This is a genomic window from Bosea sp. RAC05 (assembly GCF_001713455.1).
Classification (GTDB): Bacteria; Pseudomonadota; Alphaproteobacteria; order Rhizobiales; family Beijerinckiaceae; genus Allobosea.
Genome location: NZ_CP016463.1, coordinates 202,966 through 224,786, shown reverse-complemented (window position 1 = coordinate 224,786; position 21,821 = coordinate 202,966). Strand labels below are relative to the sequence as shown.

The 21,821-nt window shown below is 62.0% G+C and carries 21 protein-coding genes; 8 read left to right on the top strand and 13 right to left on the bottom strand.

The window, feature by feature from the left end; all coding sequences use genetic code 11:
* Positions 1 to 35: 35 nt before the first annotated feature.
* From BSY19_RS01120 to BSY19_RS27280, 9 genes are all read right to left on the bottom strand, one after another.
* Complete coding sequence (locus tag BSY19_RS01120) at positions 36 to 3,107, bottom strand: hypothetical protein (RefSeq protein ID WP_069052472.1); 3,072 nt, start codon at positions 3,105 to 3,107, stop codon at positions 36 to 38.
* A gap of 704 nt (positions 3,108 to 3,811) precedes the next feature.
* Entirely contained in the window at positions 3,812 to 4,978 is a 1,167-nt protein-coding gene (locus BSY19_RS01115; protein WP_069052471.1) for a type II secretion system F family protein, read from the bottom strand.
* A gap of 2 nt (positions 4,979 to 4,980) precedes the next feature.
* Positions 4,981 to 5,469, bottom strand: a complete 489-nt coding sequence (locus tag BSY19_RS01110) for a hypothetical protein (RefSeq protein WP_069052470.1) — start codon at positions 5,467 to 5,469, stop codon at positions 4,981 to 4,983.
* Positions 5,470 to 5,517: 48 nt separating this feature from the next.
* Entirely contained in the window at positions 5,518 to 7,335 is a 1,818-nt protein-coding gene (locus BSY19_RS01105) for a GspE/PulE family protein (protein WP_236840357.1), read from the bottom strand.
* Entirely contained in the window at positions 7,232 to 7,453 is a 222-nt protein-coding gene (locus BSY19_RS01100) for a hypothetical protein (protein WP_069052469.1), read from the bottom strand. Before BSY19_RS01100 ends, BSY19_RS01105 begins: the two co-directional genes overlap by 104 nt.
* A gap of 74 nt (positions 7,454 to 7,527) precedes the next feature.
* On the bottom strand, positions 7,528 to 7,899 hold the full coding sequence (locus BSY19_RS01095; protein ID WP_150129366.1) for a hypothetical protein: 372 nt from the start codon (positions 7,897 to 7,899) through the stop codon (positions 7,528 to 7,530).
* The gene (locus BSY19_RS01090; RefSeq protein WP_069052467.1) at positions 7,896 to 8,819 is read right to left on the bottom strand and encodes a hypothetical protein; all 924 of its coding nucleotides are present in this window, start codon (positions 8,817 to 8,819) and stop codon (positions 7,896 to 7,898) included. The genes BSY19_RS01095 and BSY19_RS01090 overlap by 4 nt, the downstream gene beginning before the upstream one ends.
* 2 nt (positions 8,820 to 8,821) lie before the next feature.
* Positions 8,822 to 10,435, bottom strand: a complete 1,614-nt coding sequence (locus BSY19_RS01085; RefSeq protein WP_069052466.1) for a hypothetical protein — start codon at positions 10,433 to 10,435, stop codon at positions 8,822 to 8,824.
* A 79-nt stretch (positions 10,436 to 10,514) separates the two neighbouring features.
* Positions 10,515 to 11,138, bottom strand: a complete 624-nt coding sequence (locus BSY19_RS27280; protein ID WP_150129365.1) for a hypothetical protein — start codon at positions 11,136 to 11,138, stop codon at positions 10,515 to 10,517.
* A gap of 164 nt (positions 11,139 to 11,302) precedes the next feature.
* On the opposite strand from BSY19_RS27280, the gene BSY19_RS01075 reads away from it, so the two are divergent.
* The 6 genes from BSY19_RS01075 (at position 11,303) to BSY19_RS01055 (ending at position 15,795) form a co-directional block, all read left to right on the top strand.
* Positions 11,303 to 12,808, top strand: coding sequence for a hypothetical protein (locus BSY19_RS01075; protein ID WP_069052464.1), 1,506 nt, complete (start codon positions 11,303 to 11,305; stop codon positions 12,806 to 12,808).
* A gap of 272 nt (positions 12,809 to 13,080) precedes the next feature.
* Complete coding sequence (locus BSY19_RS28485; RefSeq protein ID WP_257785724.1) at positions 13,081 to 13,209, top strand: hypothetical protein; 129 nt, start codon at positions 13,081 to 13,083, stop codon at positions 13,207 to 13,209.
* A gap of 175 nt (positions 13,210 to 13,384) precedes the next feature.
* Positions 13,385 to 14,005 (top strand): outer membrane protein, encoded by a 621-nt coding sequence (locus BSY19_RS01070; protein WP_069052463.1) that lies wholly within the window; start codon positions 13,385 to 13,387, stop codon positions 14,003 to 14,005.
* Between the two features lie 85 nt (positions 14,006 to 14,090).
* Positions 14,091 to 14,861 carry a segregation and condensation protein A gene (locus tag BSY19_RS01065; protein WP_069052462.1) on the top strand — a complete coding sequence of 257 codons (771 nt, stop codon included), beginning with the start codon at positions 14,091 to 14,093 and terminating at the stop codon, positions 14,859 to 14,861.
* A complete protein-coding gene (gene scpB, locus BSY19_RS01060) occupies positions 14,858 to 15,430 on the top strand; it encodes an SMC-Scp complex subunit ScpB (RefSeq protein WP_069052461.1) in 573 nt (190 codons plus the stop codon). The genes BSY19_RS01065 and scpB overlap by 4 nt, the downstream gene beginning before the upstream one ends.
* A complete protein-coding gene (locus BSY19_RS01055; RefSeq protein ID WP_069052460.1) occupies positions 15,427 to 15,795 on the top strand; it encodes a hypothetical protein in 369 nt (122 codons plus the stop codon). Before scpB ends, BSY19_RS01055 begins: the two co-directional genes overlap by 4 nt.
* Here the strand turns inward: BSY19_RS01055 and BSY19_RS01050 are convergent.
* The gene (locus BSY19_RS01050; RefSeq protein ID WP_069052459.1) at positions 15,780 to 16,379 is read right to left on the bottom strand and encodes a hypothetical protein; all 600 of its coding nucleotides are present in this window, start codon (positions 16,377 to 16,379) and stop codon (positions 15,780 to 15,782) included. The genes BSY19_RS01055 and BSY19_RS01050 overlap by 16 nt on opposite strands.
* Positions 16,380 to 16,490: 111 nt before the next feature.
* Entirely contained in the window at positions 16,491 to 17,468 is a 978-nt protein-coding gene (locus BSY19_RS01045; RefSeq protein ID WP_069052458.1) for a DUF1612 domain-containing protein, read from the bottom strand.
* Positions 17,469 to 18,469: 1,001 nt separating this feature from the next.
* Between BSY19_RS01045 and BSY19_RS01040 the strand changes: the two genes are divergently transcribed.
* Positions 18,470 to 19,159 carry an AAA family ATPase gene (locus tag BSY19_RS01040; RefSeq protein ID WP_069052457.1) on the top strand — a complete coding sequence of 230 codons (690 nt, stop codon included), beginning with the start codon at positions 18,470 to 18,472 and terminating at the stop codon, positions 19,157 to 19,159.
* A gap of 14 nt (positions 19,160 to 19,173) precedes the next feature.
* Positions 19,174 to 19,578: a hypothetical protein gene (locus tag BSY19_RS27275; RefSeq protein ID WP_150129363.1), complete on the top strand. Its 405-nt coding sequence runs from the start codon at positions 19,174 to 19,176 to the stop codon at positions 19,576 to 19,578.
* A 271-nt stretch (positions 19,579 to 19,849) separates the two neighbouring features.
* Here the strand turns inward: BSY19_RS27275 and BSY19_RS01030 are convergent, their stop codons facing one another.
* Together BSY19_RS01030 and BSY19_RS01025 are read right to left on the bottom strand one after the other, a co-directional pair.
* Positions 19,850 to 20,053: a hypothetical protein gene (locus BSY19_RS01030; RefSeq protein WP_069052455.1), complete on the bottom strand. Its 204-nt coding sequence runs from the start codon at positions 20,051 to 20,053 to the stop codon at positions 19,850 to 19,852.
* A gap of 105 nt (positions 20,054 to 20,158) precedes the next feature.
* Positions 20,159 to 21,703 carry a sigma-70 family RNA polymerase sigma factor gene (locus BSY19_RS01025; RefSeq protein ID WP_083247304.1) on the bottom strand — a complete coding sequence of 515 codons (1,545 nt, stop codon included), beginning with the start codon at positions 21,701 to 21,703 and terminating at the stop codon, positions 20,159 to 20,161.
* Between the last annotated feature and the right edge of the window lie 118 nt (positions 21,704 to 21,821).

The window sequence follows — 21,821 nt, the reverse complement described above, 5'->3', positions numbered from 1 at the left end:
GCTGATCCTTGCGAGGCACTAAGGCGCGGGGTTGGTCACCAAGTGCCTATTGACGTTTCGATGAGCTGGGACTCGGCCCTCGCGCCGTTTGTCAGGGCCCAACGCGCAGTTTCCCTTGCGCGCGGGGTCATTGCCGAAATCCGGGCCGCCGCTTCATCGATAGGGCCTTTGGCGCCTTCAGATCCGCCTGCCGATGCTCGCCCTGCCGCCGAGAGCAAGGCATCCGCTGCGTTGGCCTGGTTGCGAATGTCGAACCGTCCTCGCAACTCGACCAGCCTCGCGACCGGCAGGCTCTGCTCCAGAAAGCCCGAGGTCAGCTCGCTTGCCATCGGAAACAGGATCGTTCGCGTCGCGATGCCGGGCTCCTGGTACGACCAGGTCCAGGAGAGCTTGTTGGCAGGATCCGATCGCTTCAGCGTCGTGACGGCCGGCATGAGATCCTTCATCCAGGCTTCGGAAGCCAGGTAGGCCTGCGCGATTGTCAGTCGGCTGTTCCCTTTGCCATCGAGCTGCTCAGCGGCAATCATTCGGCCGACATTGCGTGCGAGAAGCGGGTTGTTGCTGACGAGGCAGGCTGCGGCCAGATACGGTGCTGATGTCCAGCTTCGCGATGTGACAGCGCAGTGCTTCCGGTCTGCCGCGGCGATGCCTGCTTCATCCTGACCGTCTGCCGCTGCCAGATCCTTCTTGATCGAACCCCGTGATGTTGCCGGCAGGTTGGCACCAAATGCATGGGCCATGAGTGTTTTCGCCAGAACTGGGGCGAGCGCAGTGCCGCTCATGACGGTTTCCTGAGCGATGGCGAGGTTGATCTGATCAGGATAGCTCGCGGTCATCGCAACCGCCCTGGCGGCGTTTGCAAGGCGTTTTGGATCCTTTCCCGCTGCTCCGGAGAGCAGCTCCTTCGGCAGCGGCAGCCGGAGCTTGTCGCCGGGTGCCTGGATCGCGAGCTCGAAGAACGGAGTTATGAACAGGATCATCTCGCCCAGATGGTTGGCGAGCTGACTGGAAATGATGTGCTTGGACAGTTCCGAACTGCCGACGTCCCTGCCGGCCGTGTCGCGCAGCCACCGGCCTGCGGGGATGTCTTCCTTCTCGGGGGTGCAGGCGAACCTTTCATCGCGCAGGGATCCCACGCGTGTGGGCGCCATCGCCAGGAATCCGGCTGCTCGCTTCACGCAGTTCTCTTTGATGCTCCCGACGGATCCGCCCGGACCAACAGTACCCCACCCGAGCATCGCAACATGCGCAGTCCACATGGCATCGAAGATGCCTTTTGTGCTGTTAGGGGAGCCTATATCGGAGGCTTCCCAAGTCACTGCCCTCATCACGAAAGCAGGTTCGAAGACAGTCTGTCCAGGCATGGGTTCCCCAGGCACGATGACGTCCTGGAGCCACTGGTAGCAGTCAGCAGCTCGTGACTGGCCGACGGCGAGTTGGTCCGCTTCAAAATGTTCGATGCGTTTCCGGTAAGTCGGATAGACGCCCGACTTGATTTCGATCTTTTTCTCACGTGCGATGTTCAGGAAGCCTCTGCACGCCGCATAAGGCTTAGCTTTTTCGTTTGCAGCCATGGCATTCGCGTGGTCGATCTTCTCCTCCATTCTGCGCAGCGTCGACATGATCTCGATCTGGTTTCGGTCGATCTTGTCGGACAGGTCCTGGATCCGCTGCAGGGTCTCCCGCTGGAGCGCCATGACCTTGTCGAGCTTACCGCTGATCTCCGCCAAGGCCGCTGTCGTTCCGTCCTGGCCCCCTCCCCCACCAAAAAGCCCGCCCATCGAGCTCAACGCACCGAAGTAGTTCCCTGTCGCCAGAGACGCCACGAGGTTGATACCTGCTTTGGCGGTCGCGATGTTACGATTGAGATTGTAGGTGTCGATCGGTATCCCGATGGCGACAGCGAAGCCGGCAGCCTGGCCAATCCCATCGAGGCCATCGCTCAGGCTGTCCCTGGTCGTCATGACGCGATCAAATCGCCTGAGTGACTGAACCTCAATTGCTCGCTGTGCGGCCTCCTCGGCCGTCTTCGGTCGCAGGAACGCGGGGTCCTCAAGCGCCATCAGCCTGTCTCTCGGAGACATCTGCCTGAGCATTGCATTCTGAGTGGCCCTTGCCTGGTCATCGAGACCCGCGATCTTGGCATCGAGGCGCTGCATCTGCGTCGCTGTATTGCGAGCGAGGAGGTCAATCGCCTCGACCTGGTTTGCGACGGCTTTTCGCAGCGTCTGAACCTGAGAGACCAATTGGGTCGTGCGCTGCTTCTGAGCTTCGAATTGGTCGCCGGCCGATTTCTTGAACGCCTCGAGGTCTTTCTCGCCACGCGCCTGTCTCGCCGCGACGGTTTCAATCCCCTTCTTCAGAATGCCCGTTTGGATGCCCGCCAGCTCCGCACGCAGCTCTTGCGGCAAGGCCTTGCCCATTCCGTCCTGGAAGAACTGGTTCGAATCTCCAAAAAGCTCGTTTGCGGCAACCTCTCGGTTTGCGTCCGTGATGCCTTGCTTCGTCCACTTGGCTCGCACCGCAGGGTCTGTTCGCAACAGCGCGAGTTCCACGGCATTGTTGACCGCCGCCTTGTAGTCCTTCTCGTAACCCGACAGATCCTGGACGCCCCGATTGAACTTGTCGCTGAGTGCAGGTCCCGCCAGCGTCAATGCGGCGCCGGTGGCCCCTCCGGTTGCCAATCCGGCACCTGCCAGGATGATATTGGCTGCGACGCCAGCGTCCTCAGCCTGTCGCTTGTCGAGCACCATCCTCTGGTGCGCCACCCTCAGCGTGTCGATGAGGTTGTCTGCTGCCTGCGAACGCTCTGCCTGGGACACTTTGGCCGGCCCGGCCGCGTCGCGGAGTTGCTCGACCCGCTTAGCCTCGTCCCGCATCCGATCTCTGGACGCTTGGCGGAATGCAGCCTGCTCCTGCTCGGTCAGCGCTTCCGCCTGGATCAGTGCATAAGGGACCGGACCGAACTGTCTAGGACCAGCGGCCCATAGTTGGGCACCCTCGGATGGGGTCTGGTACTGCGCGTGTCCTGGTCCGATGGTCGCAAAAAGCGCGATCGTCAGGCTGGCAAGAGAGATCTGGCTATTTTGGAGCCGGGATCGTGACATCGCATGTCTCCGGCTTGGGGGAGTAAGATTTGCAGAAGCCGTTCAGGAGCGTACGCATGTCAGAGCGTAAAATGGCGTTCGTTTCGGCCAGCTCCTTGATGACGCCGGCGCTGTTGGCGAGAGACGGCAGATCGATCGTTCTCAAGCAGGTTCGAGCCTCATGAGCATCCGCTCGAATAATGCACTGTTCCGCTATCGACCCTTTCCCTGACGAAGCGGGGCCATCGGGGCATATAGCGTCTCCAACGGGGCCAAGTACCGCAACTGCGCCTAGTGGACAGTGATTAGGACGTTCTTTGTTGTACGCCAAACATGCAGCTATGATATTTGCCCTGCACTGCGCATCGACGACCGTGATTTGCTGAGCCGAAGAGTCATCTGCTCCCAACACCCAAAACATCACAGCCAATAGGACGGCAGGTAGCGCGCGCGCCTGCGGATGAAGCGGCTCCGACCTAACATTGACGGTTAAGTCTCGCATCTGGACGCCCCCAAATCTGGTAAGTCAGACTTGCAGGTCTAATATGTGGACGCAAGCACCTCTTATGCCGTGGCGCTCGACCTAGCCCGAACAAATACCGCGGCTTGTCACGCGAGCACCGTTCACTTATAAATATATTGACTGTCGAATTTATTTCTCAGCGTTATTCAACTATATATGATGCGTATTTATATTAGAAAACGAATATCGGGCCACATGTAGGTTAATTAAATCCAGCTGAAAGCTGAAGCATTGGAAGAATTGTTTGCGCGAACATTACTCCGCCTGCAAGTGTGATAAAAATCGCACTTACTGTGCCCATGAGGGGGCCTAGTGTTTCAACCCTGCTCCTGTACAATTCGGCATACTGCCCAGCCAAAGCATCAAGTGTCCGAGCGATATCCTTGCGGTCTGGCGACGTCGTCAACGCTGCCTTGTCGGTGTCATGAAGCGTCTTCATCTGCAACGCCCAGTTCTTTTGCCCTTCCTTCACGGCTTTCTTGGCTCGATTGAGATCCGTCTTCAGGGCTCCGCGGGGTGCGCCCTCTTCAGCCAGCTTCAGGGCTTCTTCGATCCGAACGCCGGATCCGACCAGAAGACCCAGCTTGTAGAGCGTCACATGGTTGTTCCTCGCCAGGATCAAGTCCCGGTAGAAGGGCAGCTTCATGATGAGCCAGTCAGCAGCATTCGGGATGGCCGCCTTGCCGACGCTGCCCAGCATGAAAAACAGCAGGAAGACGACAACCAGGGCCGTCATGACGACCGTCGAGACGTCGCCCAGGGTTCTGGCCCACTCGACGTCAACGCCCTTGCCGTTCTTGAACATCGGGTTGTCCATGACCATCGGACCGAAATACATCGTCGTTCCGAGCAGCAGGCCATAGGCGACGAAGAAAGAGCCGATCGCAGCGTAGACCTGCTTCATCGCGCCCCGGGCGGTGTGCGACATCTTGTATTCGAAATCGGCGGCATCCTTCAGAGCCCGCCAGGTATCACCCGTCGCCACGCCGGCCTGGACGAGCGCCGATGTCGTCGATGGGAAGTTCTTCCGATCCTGATACATCGCGTCGGGCAGGCTCATGCCAGCCTCGACCCGCTCCAGCATGCCGGCGGACGCCTTTTTGATGTTGCCGCCGAATGTCGACGCCATCAGGCGCAGCGCATCGCCAGTGGACACCTTGGAGCCCAGCATCGAGCTCATGCGCAGCATCCAGGTGTGGCGCTCGCCAACTGTCATCCCTGGAACGATGTCGATGCCGATATTGCGGTTCGTCGACAGGACGCGTCCCTGTCGAGCCGCAATGCGCGCAGCCTCCTTGCTGTCGGAGGCCTGGACGAGGATCGTCTTTGGCCCGCCGCGCCCCGTGATCCTGACCTTGAAGCTCGGCATTCTCAGGCCCCCGCCTGCAGTTCGAACTTCAAAACCACGTTGCCAATCTGGGCCCCGCACTCATTGGTTTCGTTGGTGAGCGTGCCTGGAGCCCGCGACAGCGTGTTCTTCAGTCCTTCGATGGCTGCGCCGGAGATCGGCCCGGTGCTTCGCAAGCACAACTGATACCGACCACCCCGCTTCTCGAACTCCCAGCGCATGTTCCGGGGCGGCGACATCGCACCTCTGAGATCCTCGCCGGGCTGCCTGACGAGCCGGCCGTCAGGCAGATAGGGAGCGAGGTCGTTGCGCCACGTCGTTTCGCCAGGCATGGCACCGCCATTGGCAATGCGATAGGCCGCCAAAGCGAGTTCGAATGATCGCTGGCCGGCGATGGCCTGCTCCGTCGTGGAAGCGCGAATGCCGAACTCCGGATTGAGGTAACTGCTGCCACCCGAGAGCAGCATGGCGCTGATACCGACGACCATCACCGCGATGACAAGCTGATACAAGGACTGAACTCCGGAATCGGTTTCTCGTGAAGGATAGACCGAGCTTCCTTAGGCTGCCAGCAGGAGTTGGGTGTGTTCGTTCTTCGCGAGGCGGTGTTTCATCACATCGATTCCCCGCTCCTCGCATTTCTCGATCGCATAGGAACCGAAGACACGGATGAGCTCGTCGATGGTGGTTTGACCTGCGACCATCTTGTCGATGGCGTCGTCGATCATCTCTCGCCATGGCAGCGGCCCGTCGAACTGGGCGCCGGGTTTGGTCATCGCGATGATCCTGTCGACCGACTGGAAGTCGCTGAACGACACGCATTCGGAAACGATCGTTCGATCCGAGTATCCGCCGCCGTGGCAGACCGGGCAGAGCTTCGCCGCATCCTCCGGATCCTGCCCTGTCCCATGACAGTGGCGACAGACCACCTTGACCAGGGTCTGCACCAGCACGGCGCGCAGGTTGAACCGCAGCTCGTGCGCCTCGACGCCGAGATCTCGCAGGCGCGACAGCGAGGACAGGATCGAGCTTGTGTGAAGGGTCGCGATGACGAGATGGCCGGTGTCGGCAGCCTTGACGGCGTTACGAGCTGTTTCTGCGTCTCGCACCTCGCCGACGGCGATGATGTCGGGATCGGCTCGCATGAAGGCCTTAACCGCACGGGCGAAGTCGAGACCAACCTGAGGGTTTGCCGTGACCTGACCGATGCCGGGGATACGGTATTCGACCGGATCTTCGATCGTGTAGATCTTCTTGCCGAACCGGTCGAAGCTTCGCAGCGAGGCGTTGAGCGTTGTCGTCTTGCCCGAGCCTGTTGGACCGCAGATCAGGTTGAGCCCGTTCTGGCGCGTGACGCCGCGCTGCCACTGCTTGTACTCGGTAATGCCGAGATCCTGGAGCTTGGGGCGTGCCCGTTCGGGGTCGAGGACACGCACGATGATCTGCTCGCCCTCGGTGTCGGGAACAGTCGCCACGCGAAGGTCGATGAATTTGCCCGACTGCTCGATCTGGAAGCCGCCGTCCTGGTTCACGCGGCGCTCAGCCAGGTCCATCCGCGACCTGTCCTTCAGCTGGGCCGCGATGATGTTGTACTCGTCGATGCCGCCCTCATGGATGAGGATGCGGTCACCGAGAATACGAAAGAAAACCGAGTACGAACGCGCTTTCGGCTCGATATGGATGTCCGAGGCGCCTTCCTTCAGAGCCCTGAACAGCAGGCGCTCCATGATCTCTTCCTGGCGCACATCCTCGACGCCAGAGCTCGTGCGTCGAACGCGCTCGATGAATTCAGGCATCAGCTCGGGCAGGAACGCCACGAACTGGACCTGCTTCTCGGGATAGTACGTCTTGCAGATGTCGGTGACCTCTGCCTCGTCGCTCATCGTGCCGATGTAGAGCGTTCCGCGCACGTCGGCCGAAATGATGATCGACTTCGCCTCGAGGATGTCCACCGGGATGCGCGAGGTCGTCACCTTTTCGGTAGCGATGCGGTCCGGATTGAACTCCAGGATCGAGTGGACCAGGGCATCCTGCTGCATGAAGCCGTTGCGCACGAGCGTCGCGCCGATGCGCTCGTCGGTCACTCGCTGCTCCATCAGAGCAGCCACGACGTGATCGCGCTCGGCGAGCTTGCGCTCGATCAGCCACTCGGCGAACCGGTGGCGCTCGCCATCCCCCATCAGGCCGCCGGTGACCCCGTGCTCGTCGACAACGGGTGGCGTCAGTTCAGGCTCGCGGCGGCGGAACAGGTCGAGAATGCCCATCGCGCTGACCTCAGCGACGGACGCGGATGAAGCGGCCCGTGACGTTCTGGCGGATCCATCCCATCCAGTCGAAGAAGGCGAGCGGAACGGCCAAGATCGCCATGGCGATGGCAATCCAGGTCCAGAACGTCGGGTTGGGCCAGTCGCGCCATGTGAGCCAGATCGCGAGGCCAATGCCGATAACGGCCAGCACACGATCCATCAGCCGCGCGAACTTCATGTAGGAATCCATGGTTTCTCCTGTGCGACCGCTGAAGGCCGCGTCTCGTGAGTGTCTGGTCTGCATGAGACCGCGAACGCCTCGCTTCACTTCCTGATGCTGCCGAGCCGCATGGTGAGCCGGACCGGCCCCTGCCCTCCGGTCGGATTGCAGGCAGCGCCCAGACACATGTCGATGATCGTTCGGGTCGGGCAGGCGGCGAGCGCCGTGGTGGCGTCCGCCAGGGCCTGCCGCGGGTCGTCTCGCACCTCACCGAAGTCGAGCTCGTAGATGTTGCCGGCCGGCGTCACGCGGGCAAACTTCACCAGCTCTGTCCGACATGCGAGTTCCGCGCGACGGCTCAGATCTTCGTTGGCGCGATCGCGATCGAGCGCCTGGCTCAGCACCGCGCCGCCGGCCGCAAACATGCCGACGCCGGCCAATCCCAGAATGATGCCGCTAAGGGTTCTCACCTTCATTTCCGGCTCCCTGCCTCAGACACGGGCTGAATGGCCGACAGCGGCCGCGGAGGAGCGGGCATTGGCGCCGGCTGGGCCGCCACGGGCGGGTTGGGGCTGACGACGACAGGTCTGGGCGCCTGTGGCGGCCCTGATGGCGCCTGGGCGGCGTTGGCTGGCGATTCCATGGGAGGCGGAACAATCGGCATCGGCTGCGGTGCCGTTGCCGGGGCTGTCGATGGCATCGGGGCGGGCCCCGGGATGGGCTCTGAGGGACGCTGGGCGAAGGGTCGCGAGACGATCGGCTTGATGCTCGTCGTCCACTGGTTGTTCTGGAAGCGCAGAGCTTCGACGTAGAGATTGGGCGGGATCCGGTCGACCTGCGTCCATGCCCGGTGAGGCAGCTGAGGCACGTCGAGGCGCCTGATCTCGGGCAGATAGATGCTGGTCACCATCACGTAGAAGATGCCCGAGGCGACCATGAAGGTGCCGCCGGCGCCGAAGAGCGTCGAGCCGACGATCAGCGTTCCCGTGCCGCGCCGAATGAGCCTGCTCATCTTGCCGCGGGGCGTGAGCCTGCCAATTTCGGCGTCGAAGAGCGCCTTGCTCTCCTTTTCCGGCTTCATGACGCAGTAGGGCTTCTTGTCACGCATGGTGACAGAGAACGCGCGCTGACCGACCCGGAACCACGCCGGATCGCGACGATCGGCCATCGCCTGGGCCGCCGCCGGCAGATAGGACAGGCCAGGGCCGTTCTCTTGCAGCTCATAGAGCCAGCCGCCCAGGAACGGCATCACCGCATAGAAGGCCGAGTTCGGCGAATCGAAGTACTTCGCCGCGTAGTCCTTCACATGCTCCATGGTGTCGCGCCTCGAACCGCCTGGTTCGAGCCAGCCGATGACCGCTTTCGTCGGGGCGCCGAATTCGGGTTCGGGGGTCATGCTCACTCCACCGGCTCGTAAGTCGTCACGACCGGGCGCAGGATGATGAAGAGCGCATTGCGATTGACGGTCTGCGAGCGAAGGCCGGCTGACTGGCTCGTCTGACGCATGCGGTCACGCATGAAGGTCGGCTCGTTGCCGTCGAACTGCTCCTGATCGTACTGGATGCCGCCGATCACGACCGTTTGCCCGGCCCGCAGGCGAACGATGTTGGACAGCTCCTGATCCTGGGTGCGCGGCTGCGTCAGCCTGCCGAGCTGATTGCCGGCGTCGAGCTGGATGAACTCGACCACAGATTTCAGCTCCATCTTCAGCTCGGTGGTGACGAGCTCCGAGTCGGAATCGAAGCGAGGAACCATCTCCACTGTCAGACCCGTCTTCACGGTGTCCGTCTGAGCCGTTCCGAGCTGGCTGTTGCTGGACGCACCCGAACCGCTGAGGTTCGAATTCTGGACAGCCGAGCTGCCGAGATTGCCGACGCCGATGCCCTTCACATACGGGATCTCGTCGCCCGAGCGGATCTTGACCTGACGTCCGGACAGCGTGCGCAGCTCGACGTTCTGGGTGACGTTCGTGTTGCCGAAGGTCGACAGGAAGGCGATGGCCGTCGAGATCGAGCTGACCGTCGACACGCCGAAGGCCTTGCCCACACCTGTGGTGCCCAGGATGATGCCGTCCTTCGTGAGATCGAAGACGCCGCCCTTCTGGTTGATCGGGTTGGTCGGCAGCAACGTGGTCTGCTGCGCGGTCTGCCCCACGCTGCCCACGCCGGTGCCGGCCGAGGCGAGGCTCGACCCAACCGTCGTGGCCGTATTGGAAGCCGTCGCAGTGGTCTGCGTCCCGACGGAATTGGCCTGCGTGACCGCAGCCGAACGCTGATCGATGATGGCGCCGAACTTCGACCAGTCGAAGCCCTGGCCCGACTTGTCGTTCATGGCGAGCGAGACCACCGCGACCTGCAGGTCGATAGTCGCCAGGTTCTTTACCGTGCGCTTCAGGAACGGCGAGATCAGATCGTCCTGGATGGCGGGATTGGCCGAGTAGACAATCTTGCCGGCGTCGAGGGAGCTGACGACGTCGGTCGCCCCGAGCGAGCGCAGTGACTCAGAGATGTTCTTGAGGATGTCCTCGTTCTGCGGCAGCGCGATCGCGAAACGGTTCTTGTCCGACAGGAAGATCGTGTTCCCTTCCTGCCAGAAGACCAGGCCCAAGCCCGTCTTCAGCGCGTCGAGCAGACCGCCGAGCGTTCCCTCGTACTGGGGGAACGGCAGGCGCTTGCGAAGCACCTCATCGCCATTCGTGCTGCCTGAACCACCCACCACGCCGGGCGCCGCTCCTGGACGCGGCGCAGCGCCTGGAGCCACCGGGGCATTGGTGCCGCCGCCGCGATCACCCCAGCTGAAGGCGACCTGGATGCCGGCAGCCGACAGCGTCTGGACGAGATCGCCCAGCGTTCCGTCCGTTCCAGGGAACTGCACCTTGATCTGCCGCGCGCGCAACGCCGGGGAAATCCCCTGACGCATCGACTTCGCCTGCATCGAGGACGCCTTGACGCGCACCCGGTTGATCGGGACGATTCCACCGTCCTGGTAGAAGCGCTCCTTGGTTGCCTTCACGGCCTCGCTCTGCGTCGGCAGCCGGCCCGGCTCAGGCAGGTTCTGGGCGCACCCCGAAACGGCCAGCGCGGTCGCGACGCTAAGGAGCGATGCAGCCGAAAACCTCCGCTTCAGGTCCAGTCCAGAAGAAGTTGTAGCCTTGGTTGCCGTCACGATAGAGCGCCTTTCCGTTTACGCATCCGATGAACTTCGCCTTCTCGGGCAGCTTGGCGGCCGACTTCGCGGCTGAGCCAGGCGGCTGAGGTGAGGCAGGCGCACTCGGGGCAATTGCAGGGACCTTCGCCAGGGCGTCGGCCATCTGCTTTTTGGTGTCGTCTGTGAGCTGCTGACGAAGCGTAGCCATGTCGGGCTGCATCATGCTTCGCATCTCAGGGAACATTTCCCTGACGACAGAGCGCATCCGCTCGCGGTCGGCGATGCGCCGCTCTTCTTCGGATGTGGTCGACGTCAAGAAAGGATTTTCGCGGGAATCCACGGGCGGAGGGCTTGCCGGCCGCTGCGGTGCCTGGGCCTGCGCTGGAACAGTAGGGTTCACAGGCTGGCTGATCGAGGCCGGCGAAGGCTGACCCGGCAGCGGTGCGGGACGTTGAATTGTCGGCGAACCTTGAGGCGCCGGGCTCACCTGACCGGGAACCTGAGCCAGCGCTGTGGCGCCAAGCACAAGACTCGTCGTCAGGAGAAGGATCGAACGGATCGCGGACATGCTCTGCCGATTCTGGTGTGGCTCAATTTCTCCCATGATGTTTCCGTGAGATTCAAAGGACGGTCAAGCACGAGCGAACCTTTTCCCCATGGATTGAGTTATTGGTTCTTGGTCCTTTCCAGAAGCGATGCGAGGATCAGGTACCGCAACGCGAGGCAGGCTAGATGGAGGCGCTCGACATTGTCCGCCGCTCTCTGGTGGACGCCGGTCGGCTGGTGAGGGCAGCAGAGCAGGCCGCACAGTCCATGCGCGGCCGACTCGTCGTGCGTTCGCGCACGCTGCAGGCCGAGAGAGAGACCCATGTCGATGCGGCCGCGGATTTCCGTTTCAAGGCCCGCCTGTGGGGCTCGTTCAGCCTTTTGCCGGGCACAGCAGCGCTCTCCCGTCGGTTCGAGGCCCGGTGCCAGGCAGAGATCGAATCGCGGCGCATCGTCGACCAGCGCCTCGATGCGATCCATTCGGCCATCAATTCGGTGGAGCTGGATACGAAGCGTTGCCGGAAAACGTTCGACCACATCGGCAAGGCAACGCGCGCGCTACCCGATCTCGGGCATCCACCACGAGAGATAACCGACCAGGCGAGCGTCGTTCAGGGGCGAATTGTTCAGGCGCTCCGAACCAAGCGCGCCGATCGCTGGCATGTCGAAGCCGAGGCCCTGGCACGCCAGGCCGTCGCGGTGGTTCGTAACTGGGCGCAGGCGAAGGTCATTGCCGATGCGCGCCGTAGAGAAGCCGCCATCACCAGACCTGCAATCCTGGGATCCAACGGCCAGCCGGCGCGCGGTCAGCCTATCTTCCTGCCAATCCCCTCGACACTCAGCCCGATGGCCGCAAGGCTCGGCGCTCGGCGTGACCCGCAATCGCCGCAGGGCGCCTCGCCCTGGTATGTCACCCGGGATATGGATCTGGCGCCCTTCAAGGACATGCTGCCGCTTGCCTACCGGCCCGTTCCGACGCCGTTCGACTATTTCCCCATCCCGATCGCAGCCAGCTCACAGAACCTTTGGGGCGTGATGTCCAAGGATAGCTGGGGGCACATTCGGCGGTCTGTCTATGCTTCGAGCGGGCATCGCTGCGTCATCTGTGGCGGCCGCGGCAAGGGCTTCATTGCCGACGCCATTTCGCAGCCCGAGGAGCGCAGGCAAACGATCGAGGCGCACGAGGTCTGGGACTGGTCGGTGCCCAGCATGCGCACCGGCATCGGCGTCCAGAAGCTCAAGAAGGTCCTCACTCTGTGCCCGAATTGCCATTCGATGTTCCATGAGGCTCATTTTGTCCGGATGGCAGGCATCAACGGTCTCGGTGAAGAGGTCCGTGAGGCCATCGAGAAGCGACGCATGCTGGTCAATCGGATCGGCCAGGAAGCGTTGTCGAGCCAGCTTCAGGCTGCCAGCAGCCACCTCAAATCACTCGCCAGCATCGACACATGGGTGGTGGACCTGTCCCATCTTTCAGGACAGCAATACATGGCTCATGCCACCGTCACCATGATGGAAGGCAATCGGGCGGGGCTTCCTGCGGAAAGGATTGCAGGTATCGACTTCACCACCGATTCGGGGCGAGACTTCCATGCTCGCTCGGCGCAATCCATCGTTGCCGAGCTAACCGACACGCTTGAACAACGCTGGCAGCAGGAAGCCTCGACGGTCGTTCCATTCCGGAAACGATAGCAGGCCTGACCCAGCAACCTAATGACCAGCACACCGGAACGCTGACGATGACGTCTCCTCAGATCCGCAAGAAAAAGCCGACCGGCCTGGGGCCCATGCCCCGGATCGACCCCAATTTCGCACCGCTGGCGTCGCCGAAAGCGCCTCGTCCTGCCGCGACTGCTCCACGAGCCAAACCGCGACCGGCGGGCAAGCCTCGCAAACGCCCGCCCCCTCCCCCGCCGCGCAAGACACTGGGCACGATTCGATTCGTATTGACGGCTCTTGGGTGCATGGCCGCTGGAATGTGGGTCGGCTATGAGGCGCAGGCGATGGTCAAGGCCACCTATTCACCCGAGACCGCGGTGAAGGTCGTTCCCGGCCCGGCGCGGCCAGGAGGATCGTCAGCCTTTACCTTCTGACAACAAAGGGCGATTTGTCCTATCCCCGGCTAAATCGATCCTATAATCAAAGCCACAGTCCTTTGGCATCCGTGGATAGCCTAATGGACTTCGTTGACAATCCTTTTGGCGGCTGTCCTCTTCATAGCATTCGGTGCCGGAATCGCCGGCCGAACCCGGAAAGGACTCGACCACCATGAGGAAGCTCCTCCTCGCTGCCAGCACTGCCCTCACTCTCGCCGCCATCTCCGGCGGCGCCCAGGCCCAGAGCCTCGGTTTCGACGGTTTCTACGCCGGCATCGCCGCCGGCGGCGTCGCATCGACCATCGAGCTCGACAACACCCGGCCGGGCTTCGGGCGCAACTCCACCGACATCGGCCTCAAGGGCGTGACCGGTGGCGCGTTCCTCGGCTACGGCTTCAAGATGACGAACTTCTACATCGGTATCGAGGGCGAGTACGACGTCTCCAACGCCGAGCATCGGACGTCGAACTTCGGCCTCAACACCGATGTCAACCGCGAGCAGGCGCTCGGCGGCTCGGCCCGTCTCGGCTACTACTTCGGCCGCGACACCATGCTGTACGGCAAGGTCGGCTACTCCCACGCCCAGTTCGAGATCGAGTCGCTCGGCTTCCGTGAGCGCAAGTGGAACGGCGGGCTGAAGGTCGGCGCCGGCATGGAACACGCCATCACCCAGAACCTGTTCGCGCGCATCGGCTACGACGTCGACTTCGCCGAGGTGAAGCTGCCGGCGGCCGGCTTCAAGGGTGACACCCTCACCCAGGTCGGCAAGCTCGGCATCGGCTGGAAGTTCTGACGATCGCACTGGTCGGATCTGGCCCGGTCCCTGCTCGATTGCTGGGGCCGGGCCATCTCGTATCTGGAGATCAGTTTTCGTGACGATGGCCCACGATGAATTCGCCAGCGGACGCGATCCGGCCGATGTGCTGGTCGTGACGACGGATGCATTCGAGGGCCCGCTCGACCTGCTGCTGCATCTGGTGCGCGCCAAGAAGGTCGAAATCGAGCGCATCTCCGTACTGGACGTTGTCGACCAGTTCATCCTCTGGATGACGACGGCGCGGGAGATGCGCTTGGAACTTGCCGCCGACTGGCTGGTCATGATGGCCAACCTGGCCTTCATCAAATCCAAGCTGCTCCTGCCTGTCCCCAAGGACGAACGCGCCGCGGCGGAAGCCGTCGTCGAAGATCTCACTGTGCGGCTGCGGCGTCTCGATGCGATCCGCTCGATTGCAGAGGCTCTGGGCGGACGAGCAAGGCTCGGTATCGATTGCTTCGGCCCTGGTCTGCCTGATGCCGCCAAGGGCCCTGGGAAGCGCCTGGAGGCCAGTCTGCATGCGATCCTCAGCGCCTATGTCCAAGAGGCGCGCTACACGTTGGTGCCCCAGCAGGCCCCCGTACGCAATCCACACCACGTCCTGACCGTCGAGGACGCCATCGCTCATCTGGGCAAGGCCGACGTTCCCACCGACCGGTTCGCCAGCGTGCTGGAATTCGTTTCCCCCGAGCCACCCCACGACCTCATTCATGCGCGCTCGCGCATCGCTTCGACCTATGTGGCTGCTCTGGAACTCGCGAAACGGGGGCGCGTCGAGGTCGAGCAGCACCCCGTCGTTATCGGCATCCGACGGATCGAAGAGGCCCGATCATGAGCGATCCCGATCCAAAATACGTGGTCGAGGCGATCCTGCTGAATGCGGCAGCCCCGGTCTCCGAAGACCAGCTGGTCGAAGCGGTGTCCGGGAGCGGTGAGGCAATCACCGACGTTCTGACCAGGCTCGCCGGCGACTACGTCGGCCGAGGCATTCACCTTCATGGCTCGCCACGAGGGTGGATGCTGCGCACGTCGATCGAGGTATCTGACCTTGCTCGACAGCTCGTCCCCCCTCCCCCGCGCCTTACGCGGGCCGCGATGGAGACCTTGGTTGCAATCGCCGCATTTCAGCCGGTCACTCGAAGCGAGATCGAGCGGATCCGAGCTGTCCAGCTCTCGCCTGGCATTCTCGATGCCCTGCTGCAGGCCGACCTCGTTCGACCTGGTCGCAGACGTGACGGGCCGGGTCGTCCGCTGACATGGTCGACGACCGAGAATTTCCTCGACCATTTTGGCATCGAAAGCCTCGATGAGCTCGCAGCCTGCGAGCGTGCGAGGGCAGCCGGATACCTGACGCTGCCACCGGCGAGGGCCGATCTCACCTCGACATCGGAAGCAGAACCATGAGCCTGCCATTCACTCCAGAGGAACGACAGGCCATCGAGAAGGAGTTCGATCGCTTGATCGACATCCTCGAGGCGCCTGGTCGCCGCATCGATCGCATCGCGATGATGAAAGACCATCACCGCAGCGCGCTCGCGGCATTGCGCGTCGCGACCGGGCGGAGGCTCAGCCACAGCGAAATCGCTCCGCTGCTTCTGTCCTGGGCCAGAGCCAATCACGAAATCAGGCTTTACGCACAGAGGATCGCTCTCGTGCATGCTCGCTCGCTGGGCGTCGACACTCAAATCAACGTCGACCCCCGCGCGGCAGCCGGCGATTTCATCGCATCTGCCAGCAAGTCGATCCGCGGTGTTCAGACCAGCGTCTGAGCCATCGACGTGTTCACGGAATAGGCGTCATCGCTGCCGCGGATGTTGCGGTGGATCTTGCTGCTGCGCACCGTCCCGACAATCCACCCGCCCGGCTTCAGGTCGCCATCGAAACCGACGAGCTCGATCTCGGGTGAAGGGATCCACTGATCCTTGCGGACGGTGATCACCGCGGGTGGTTCGTCGAAATGCCAGAAGGTGAATACGACAGCGCCGATGTTGTCGGGCACGATACGCCTTGTGGACGCACCCATGCCTGGTTTCAGTTCGATGCGAACCTCCAGCATAGGCTCCTGCGACGCCAGTGCCGGCTCGACGCCACGCCCGGCGATGATGGCATGGCGTTGCTCCTGAGTGAGCGCAAACGGCACAAAGGCGATCGTGGCCGAGCGCTCATCGAGATCCTGCCAGGCAACGGCATCGGCGAACATGACGCGATTGGCGCCCTTCGCTGCCGAGGCATTGAACTCTCGGTTCTCCGACTTGCAGCCGAGCAACGGCAGCGCGGCCGCGAAGACGGCCGTCAGGACAGCATCACGACGCGTGCGGCCGCCATTCGCTACAGTTGGATCGGTGTTGGGCAAAACAATAACGGGCCTCGGGCGATTCACGCCAAGGATTGTACGTTCAGATCTGTCGGCGAGCAACGATTGATGCCCCGGCAAGATGCATATCGTGGATGCAGTCGAACGTCATCAGACGCCGATCGACCACGCTCTGTAGCGCCGGCGGCCCGTAACCTCTCGCAGTAGCGAGCCGCATTCGTCGATGAGCACCTGTGCTGCCTGGGGAGATACCTTCAGCTTGGCGGCAACCAGCGGCACGGTCACAATCGGCAGAGACAGGACGAGATCGACGAAATCAGGCATGCGCGACGATGTCCGACGATCCTTCAATTTCGTTCCAAGCGTCTCACGAGCCAGCGCCATCCGATCATGCTCCGCCAAACCATAATCGGCCCCGACGGCGAAGGATTCGAGGATCCAGATCGCTCGGTCGGTCGCGCTGGATTCCCTGTTCCGCCGCAAATTGAACTGGCTTTCCCGCAGGCCGATGTTGATCAGAGGGAGGAAGCTTGTTGTGGCCCCTGCGGCCCGGATCTGAGCACCAACCATCATTGCTCCCGCCCATGGTGAGCGCTCGGACGGTTCCGTTCGTTTCCAAAGATCGAGTGCCAGAGCGGCCCGGATCAATGGCGACAACCCCTCGATCTTTCGAACGAATTCCGTCCATTCCGTCAGCCGATCAGCGTGATCTGCCTTTGGCACGAACCAGTCGTCGACCTCCCGCGGCCGCGATGCTCCGTCGAGATGCCCCAGGATGGCAGACCTGCCCTCTTCTGAGTTCGCCCAATCCTTAGAGGACCGCCAGATTTTACGCCGCAAACCGTAGGCTACCATGGCGCGCGACAGTTCCGGAGTTGGCGCGCGGATATCCATGCCGGCGTCGCGTAGTACCAGATCTTCGACCGAGACCAGGACGCCGTCCACCCACAGCGCAGCCTGAGCTTCGCGAAAGTCTGTTCGGGACCGCCAGCCCTCTGCCAAGGAACTCGTTCTCAAACGTTCATCCAGGCGAGCAATCCTGTCTGCCGCCTTGTTCAAAGGATCGAGCAATCGTTCCCATTCCAATTGCGGCGCCTGCAGCCGAGGCGCCTTCTCGTCGAGCTCCATTACGTCATCCTCAACCGAAACCGCAGTTGGGTTGAGTCATGGAGATCTGTCCAGATAGCGATCGCCTGTTCTCAACAGCAATGAGATGCCGGCCTGCTCCAGGCCCGGACGCTCGCCCCGCCAGAAGGCCAGCAAGGGCTCGCTGAAGGGCCGCGATTTGGCGGACATGATTGCACCGAAGCAGCTCTGAGGCGCGGCAAGTCTCTCAAAATGGCCCTATCTGACCCTCCAAACAGCCAGCAACCGCCTGATTATGTTCCATTTTTTGGCTGTTCGCCCAAGGCTTCGGAATGACGCTCGCCGATCTATTTCGGGTTGCGGTAACGCTATTCTGACTGCCGTTCGGTCATGATCGCATGTCCGACGCGCTGCAGGCACCTGTCTTCAGCTGGTATGGCTCACGGCGCAAGCCGGTCATCGAGGATCCTCCGGGAAGGTTAGAGGCTCGACGCTCCCCTCTCTTTCGATGAGGCGCGAGATGATCCTCTCTGCACAGTCGTCATCACGTCTCGTCTGATGCGCTGTGGTGTCCGATCACCCTTGTCCATTCAGCATCATCACCTTCGGTGCGCGATCACCTGGTGCGCTATGCCATCCACTCTTTCGTCTTGCCCTCGCATCGTATGGCCCCATTGCCAAAGAGACGGTTCGATCTGCAATCGGCTCGATCCGCCTCACCCCGGATCCGATGCCCCTTCATCATGCGGTCTGGTTTGCTCACTTGTCACGTGATCCCAGTTGATACCATCTGGTATCATATCATTTCAGGTCGTCGCATTGCCCATCGCATGAGCGCGGCAGGGACCATCGGGTATTCAACGCCAGGCTATCGTGTGCTATAGAAGGGGGGTGGGTGATTTGCCCCAGTTTCTGTTGCGTTGGTCATGCCTGGGAGAGACTGGGAACCTGCGCTAGCTCCTCCTCCCAAACCGTAAGCGTTAAGCTGAAATTAACGGCTTCCGGGCAATTTTAACTGATTGCAGGGCATAGGAGGCCGAATCATGCCTGTCATTACGATGGCATCGCCGAAGGGTGGATGCGGGAAGACCACCACGGCATTGGTGTTGGGCACAACGCTCGCAGCGTTGGGCGCCAGCGTATCCATCATCGACGCCGACCCCAATCATCCGATCGAGCGCTGGGCCAACGACCGCACGGAGCCGTCACCGGTGAACGTCGTCGTCGGCGTGACGGAGAAAAACATCGCCAGTGTCATTGATCGCGAGGCCAATGAGCGCAAATTCGTCATCGTTGACCTCGAAGGATCCGCCAGCCTGCTGGCGTCGCGAGCCTTAACCAGGACTCACATGGCCCTCATCTGCATGCAGGCGAGTGCGGTCGACGCTCATCAAGCAACCAGAGCGTTGGGTCTCATCGCCGACGAGCAGCACGTCCTGGAGCGCCCGATTCCGCACTGGATGCTTATGACCCGCACCAGCCCACTCATCCCCACCAAGAACGAGATGATCATTCTCGGCCAGCTGAAGGCCATGAACGTTCCGATGCTGGAGACGCGCCTCAACCAGCGTGTCGCTTTCGCGAGCCTCTTCACTTACGGGCAGACACTCCAGGAGCTGGATCCGAAGGCCGTCAACGGCATTCCGGCAGCGATCGAAAATGCTGCTTGCCTCGCACGTGAGGTTATTCAGCTGCTCCTAACCGCAAATGGCCCGCGCGCTGTTGCTGCTTAAGATAGGGCGAACCAATGGCACTCACACTCTCCAACCCAGACACGAACATGACGCAACCTGAGCCCGCGCCAGCCTCAGCCGGCGTTACCGATATCTTCGCAGGTCTGAGAAAGACCCTTGGCGACATTCCAGAGGGCGCGCGACCGAAGGACAGCATCAGTGCGGTCGACAAGGTCTCAGCCAGTCACGGCTATACGAGCCGCGAGCGAGTGGAGGTGGCCGACGACGAGATCCAGGTCATCAAAAAGCGCAAGCTGCGCAAGGCTGACGCCGACACCGAGCAGGTCGAGCAGCTCGGCATCCGCTGCTATATCGAGGACTACAACAAGTTCGTCGATTACGCGGCCAGCCGGCGCATCAGCTACAAGGTCGCGTTTGCTGAGATCATGGCGATGGTGCCTGACGCGACGAAGCGCTGAGGCGGGCCGACATCAGCTTTTGTGAGCCGCTTTCCGCGGGACGCGATCGCTGGGAAACGCCAGCACTGTCGAAGGCCCTGACCTGGGGCGTGCCACGAGCCTGGCGCGCCCCGTCGACGTGAGGACAAAGCGTCCGGCGTCAGGCGACCACCGAGCCATCCCTTTGCGCAGAACGGTTTCGCGCATCGCTACCTGACGCGGACCAGATAGATCTGCGTCAGCAATGTCTCCGACCTTGTCGACGAGCTTCAGCGCTTGAACAAGCGCGTCCTCAGTGGGCACTGACCGATCCAGCGCTTCGATCTTCGGCCGCCTTCAGCACAGCCGTGATCTCCCGATCCACGAAATCGCCTTCGTCGGCAATCACGACGCCGTCGGCCGCCAGCTTCGCAAGGCGTGTGAACGCCCGCTCGGCAGCGAGATTGGCGAGGACCTGGGTCTGGGTGAGGGCAGGGGGTTCATTGGGGTTTGTCATGCCCTACCATCTGGCACATTTTGCAGGCGACTTCCAACGTCGCCCGGGAACCTGGTGAAGGGTTTGTTGACAAGCTGTGGACGACTGATCCTTTCCGCGGATGGATCAATCGTCCAGCAATTCACGCAGCGAGCTGGATCGCCTGTGATGACGCAGCTTGGAGAGGCATTTTGCCTCGATCTGGCGAATCCGCTCGCGCGTCACACCGAAGAACTCGCCGCAGTCCTCCAAGGTGTGAGCATCGCTCAGGCCAATTCCATAGCGCATCCGGATGACCCGTTCTTCGCGGGCCGAGAGCCGTAGCATTGCGGAAGATACCAGGCGCCGTGTCTCGCTCAGGGCGGCAGCGTGCTCTGGGCCGACGCTGGCGCGATCCTCAACCAGCTCCCCGACAGTGGTGTCGTTGCCATCCGCGGCCGGCGCATCGAGCGACACCGGATCGCGGGTCATTGACTGGATCCTGCGCAGTGTGTCGATCGAGACGCCTGCCTTCTCCGACAGCTCGACCAATGTCGGTTCGCGTCCGAGTTCGCGGAGGAGGATGTCGGCCGCGCGTCGGACCTGGACAGCTTTCTCCACGGTATGGACCGGCACACGAATCAGCCGACCCTGATCGGCGAGGGCTCGTGAGACTGCCTGCCTCACCCAAAACGATGAGTACGTCGCGAACTTGAAGCCTCGACGCGCATCGAACTTCTCAACGGCTCGGATGAGACCGATGTTGCCCTCTGAACAGAGGTCGAGGAGGCCAAGGCCACGGTTTGCGAGCGGTCGGGCAATCGAGACCACCAGTCGCAGATTGCTGGCGATCATCTCGTTCTTGGCCGACGTCAGCTCACGGCGTGCCTGCGTCATGCGTTCCCGCGCCCAGACGTAATCGGGCCACGACATGCCCCAGGCGTCCAGCATCTCGTCGATCTGACCCACCTCGGATCCGCAGGCATTAGACAGAACACGAAGTTGCGACAGGCTATCTCCGCGCAGCGTCTTCACCTTGCCGTTTCGCCACAGCGCCAGCACGAGTGCCCGATCGGCGCCGGCGGCCACCGCTTCCTTGCCGAGACGGATTCCTGCTGCCTCGATCGATTTGCTCAGGTCCTCAAACGGGCGGCTGAGCTCGTCGAGCCTGACGGCATCCAATCGCGCCGAGATCCACCTCGAGGCCAAAGCACAGGCCCGTGCGTCAACAGGATGTCCGGGTTGCATCAGCTCGACGGCCGCGTCGATGAGCATGCGCATTTCCGCCAGAGCCTCGGCCGGCAGCTCCGTGGCGAAGTCGTCCTCGTCGATCAGATCCGCAGCAACCGGGAAGACCGGATCGACGCCGTCGTCATCGGCCAGATCTGGCAGGGGGATGTCGCGCAACGCGAAGATCGCTTCAAGCTTGACCTTGCCGGTTTCGACGCCTTCGACCCAGCCTTTGACGATCGGCGAGCAGGTTCGAGTTCGAAACAGCGTCGACAGCATTGCGATGCGCGAGGCGTCGATACGCATGGCGAGGGCGGCTTCGCCTTCTCGTGTCAGCAAAGGCCGGCGACCAATGTCGTTCAGGTACATCCTGGTGACGTCGGTGGCACTGTCGTCGACCCGCTTCACTGCCCCAGGCGCCCTGGAAGAGCCGTTCACTTCACCAGGATGGTCGTGGCTCATGTGAGGGGAATGCCCTTGGATGCACTGATGAATCGGCGACTCTCACTCCGAACGCTGTCCTTGAGATATGACCGACAACAATGAGTCGTTCAAGGAATGGATCGTCGGTTCTTCAGAC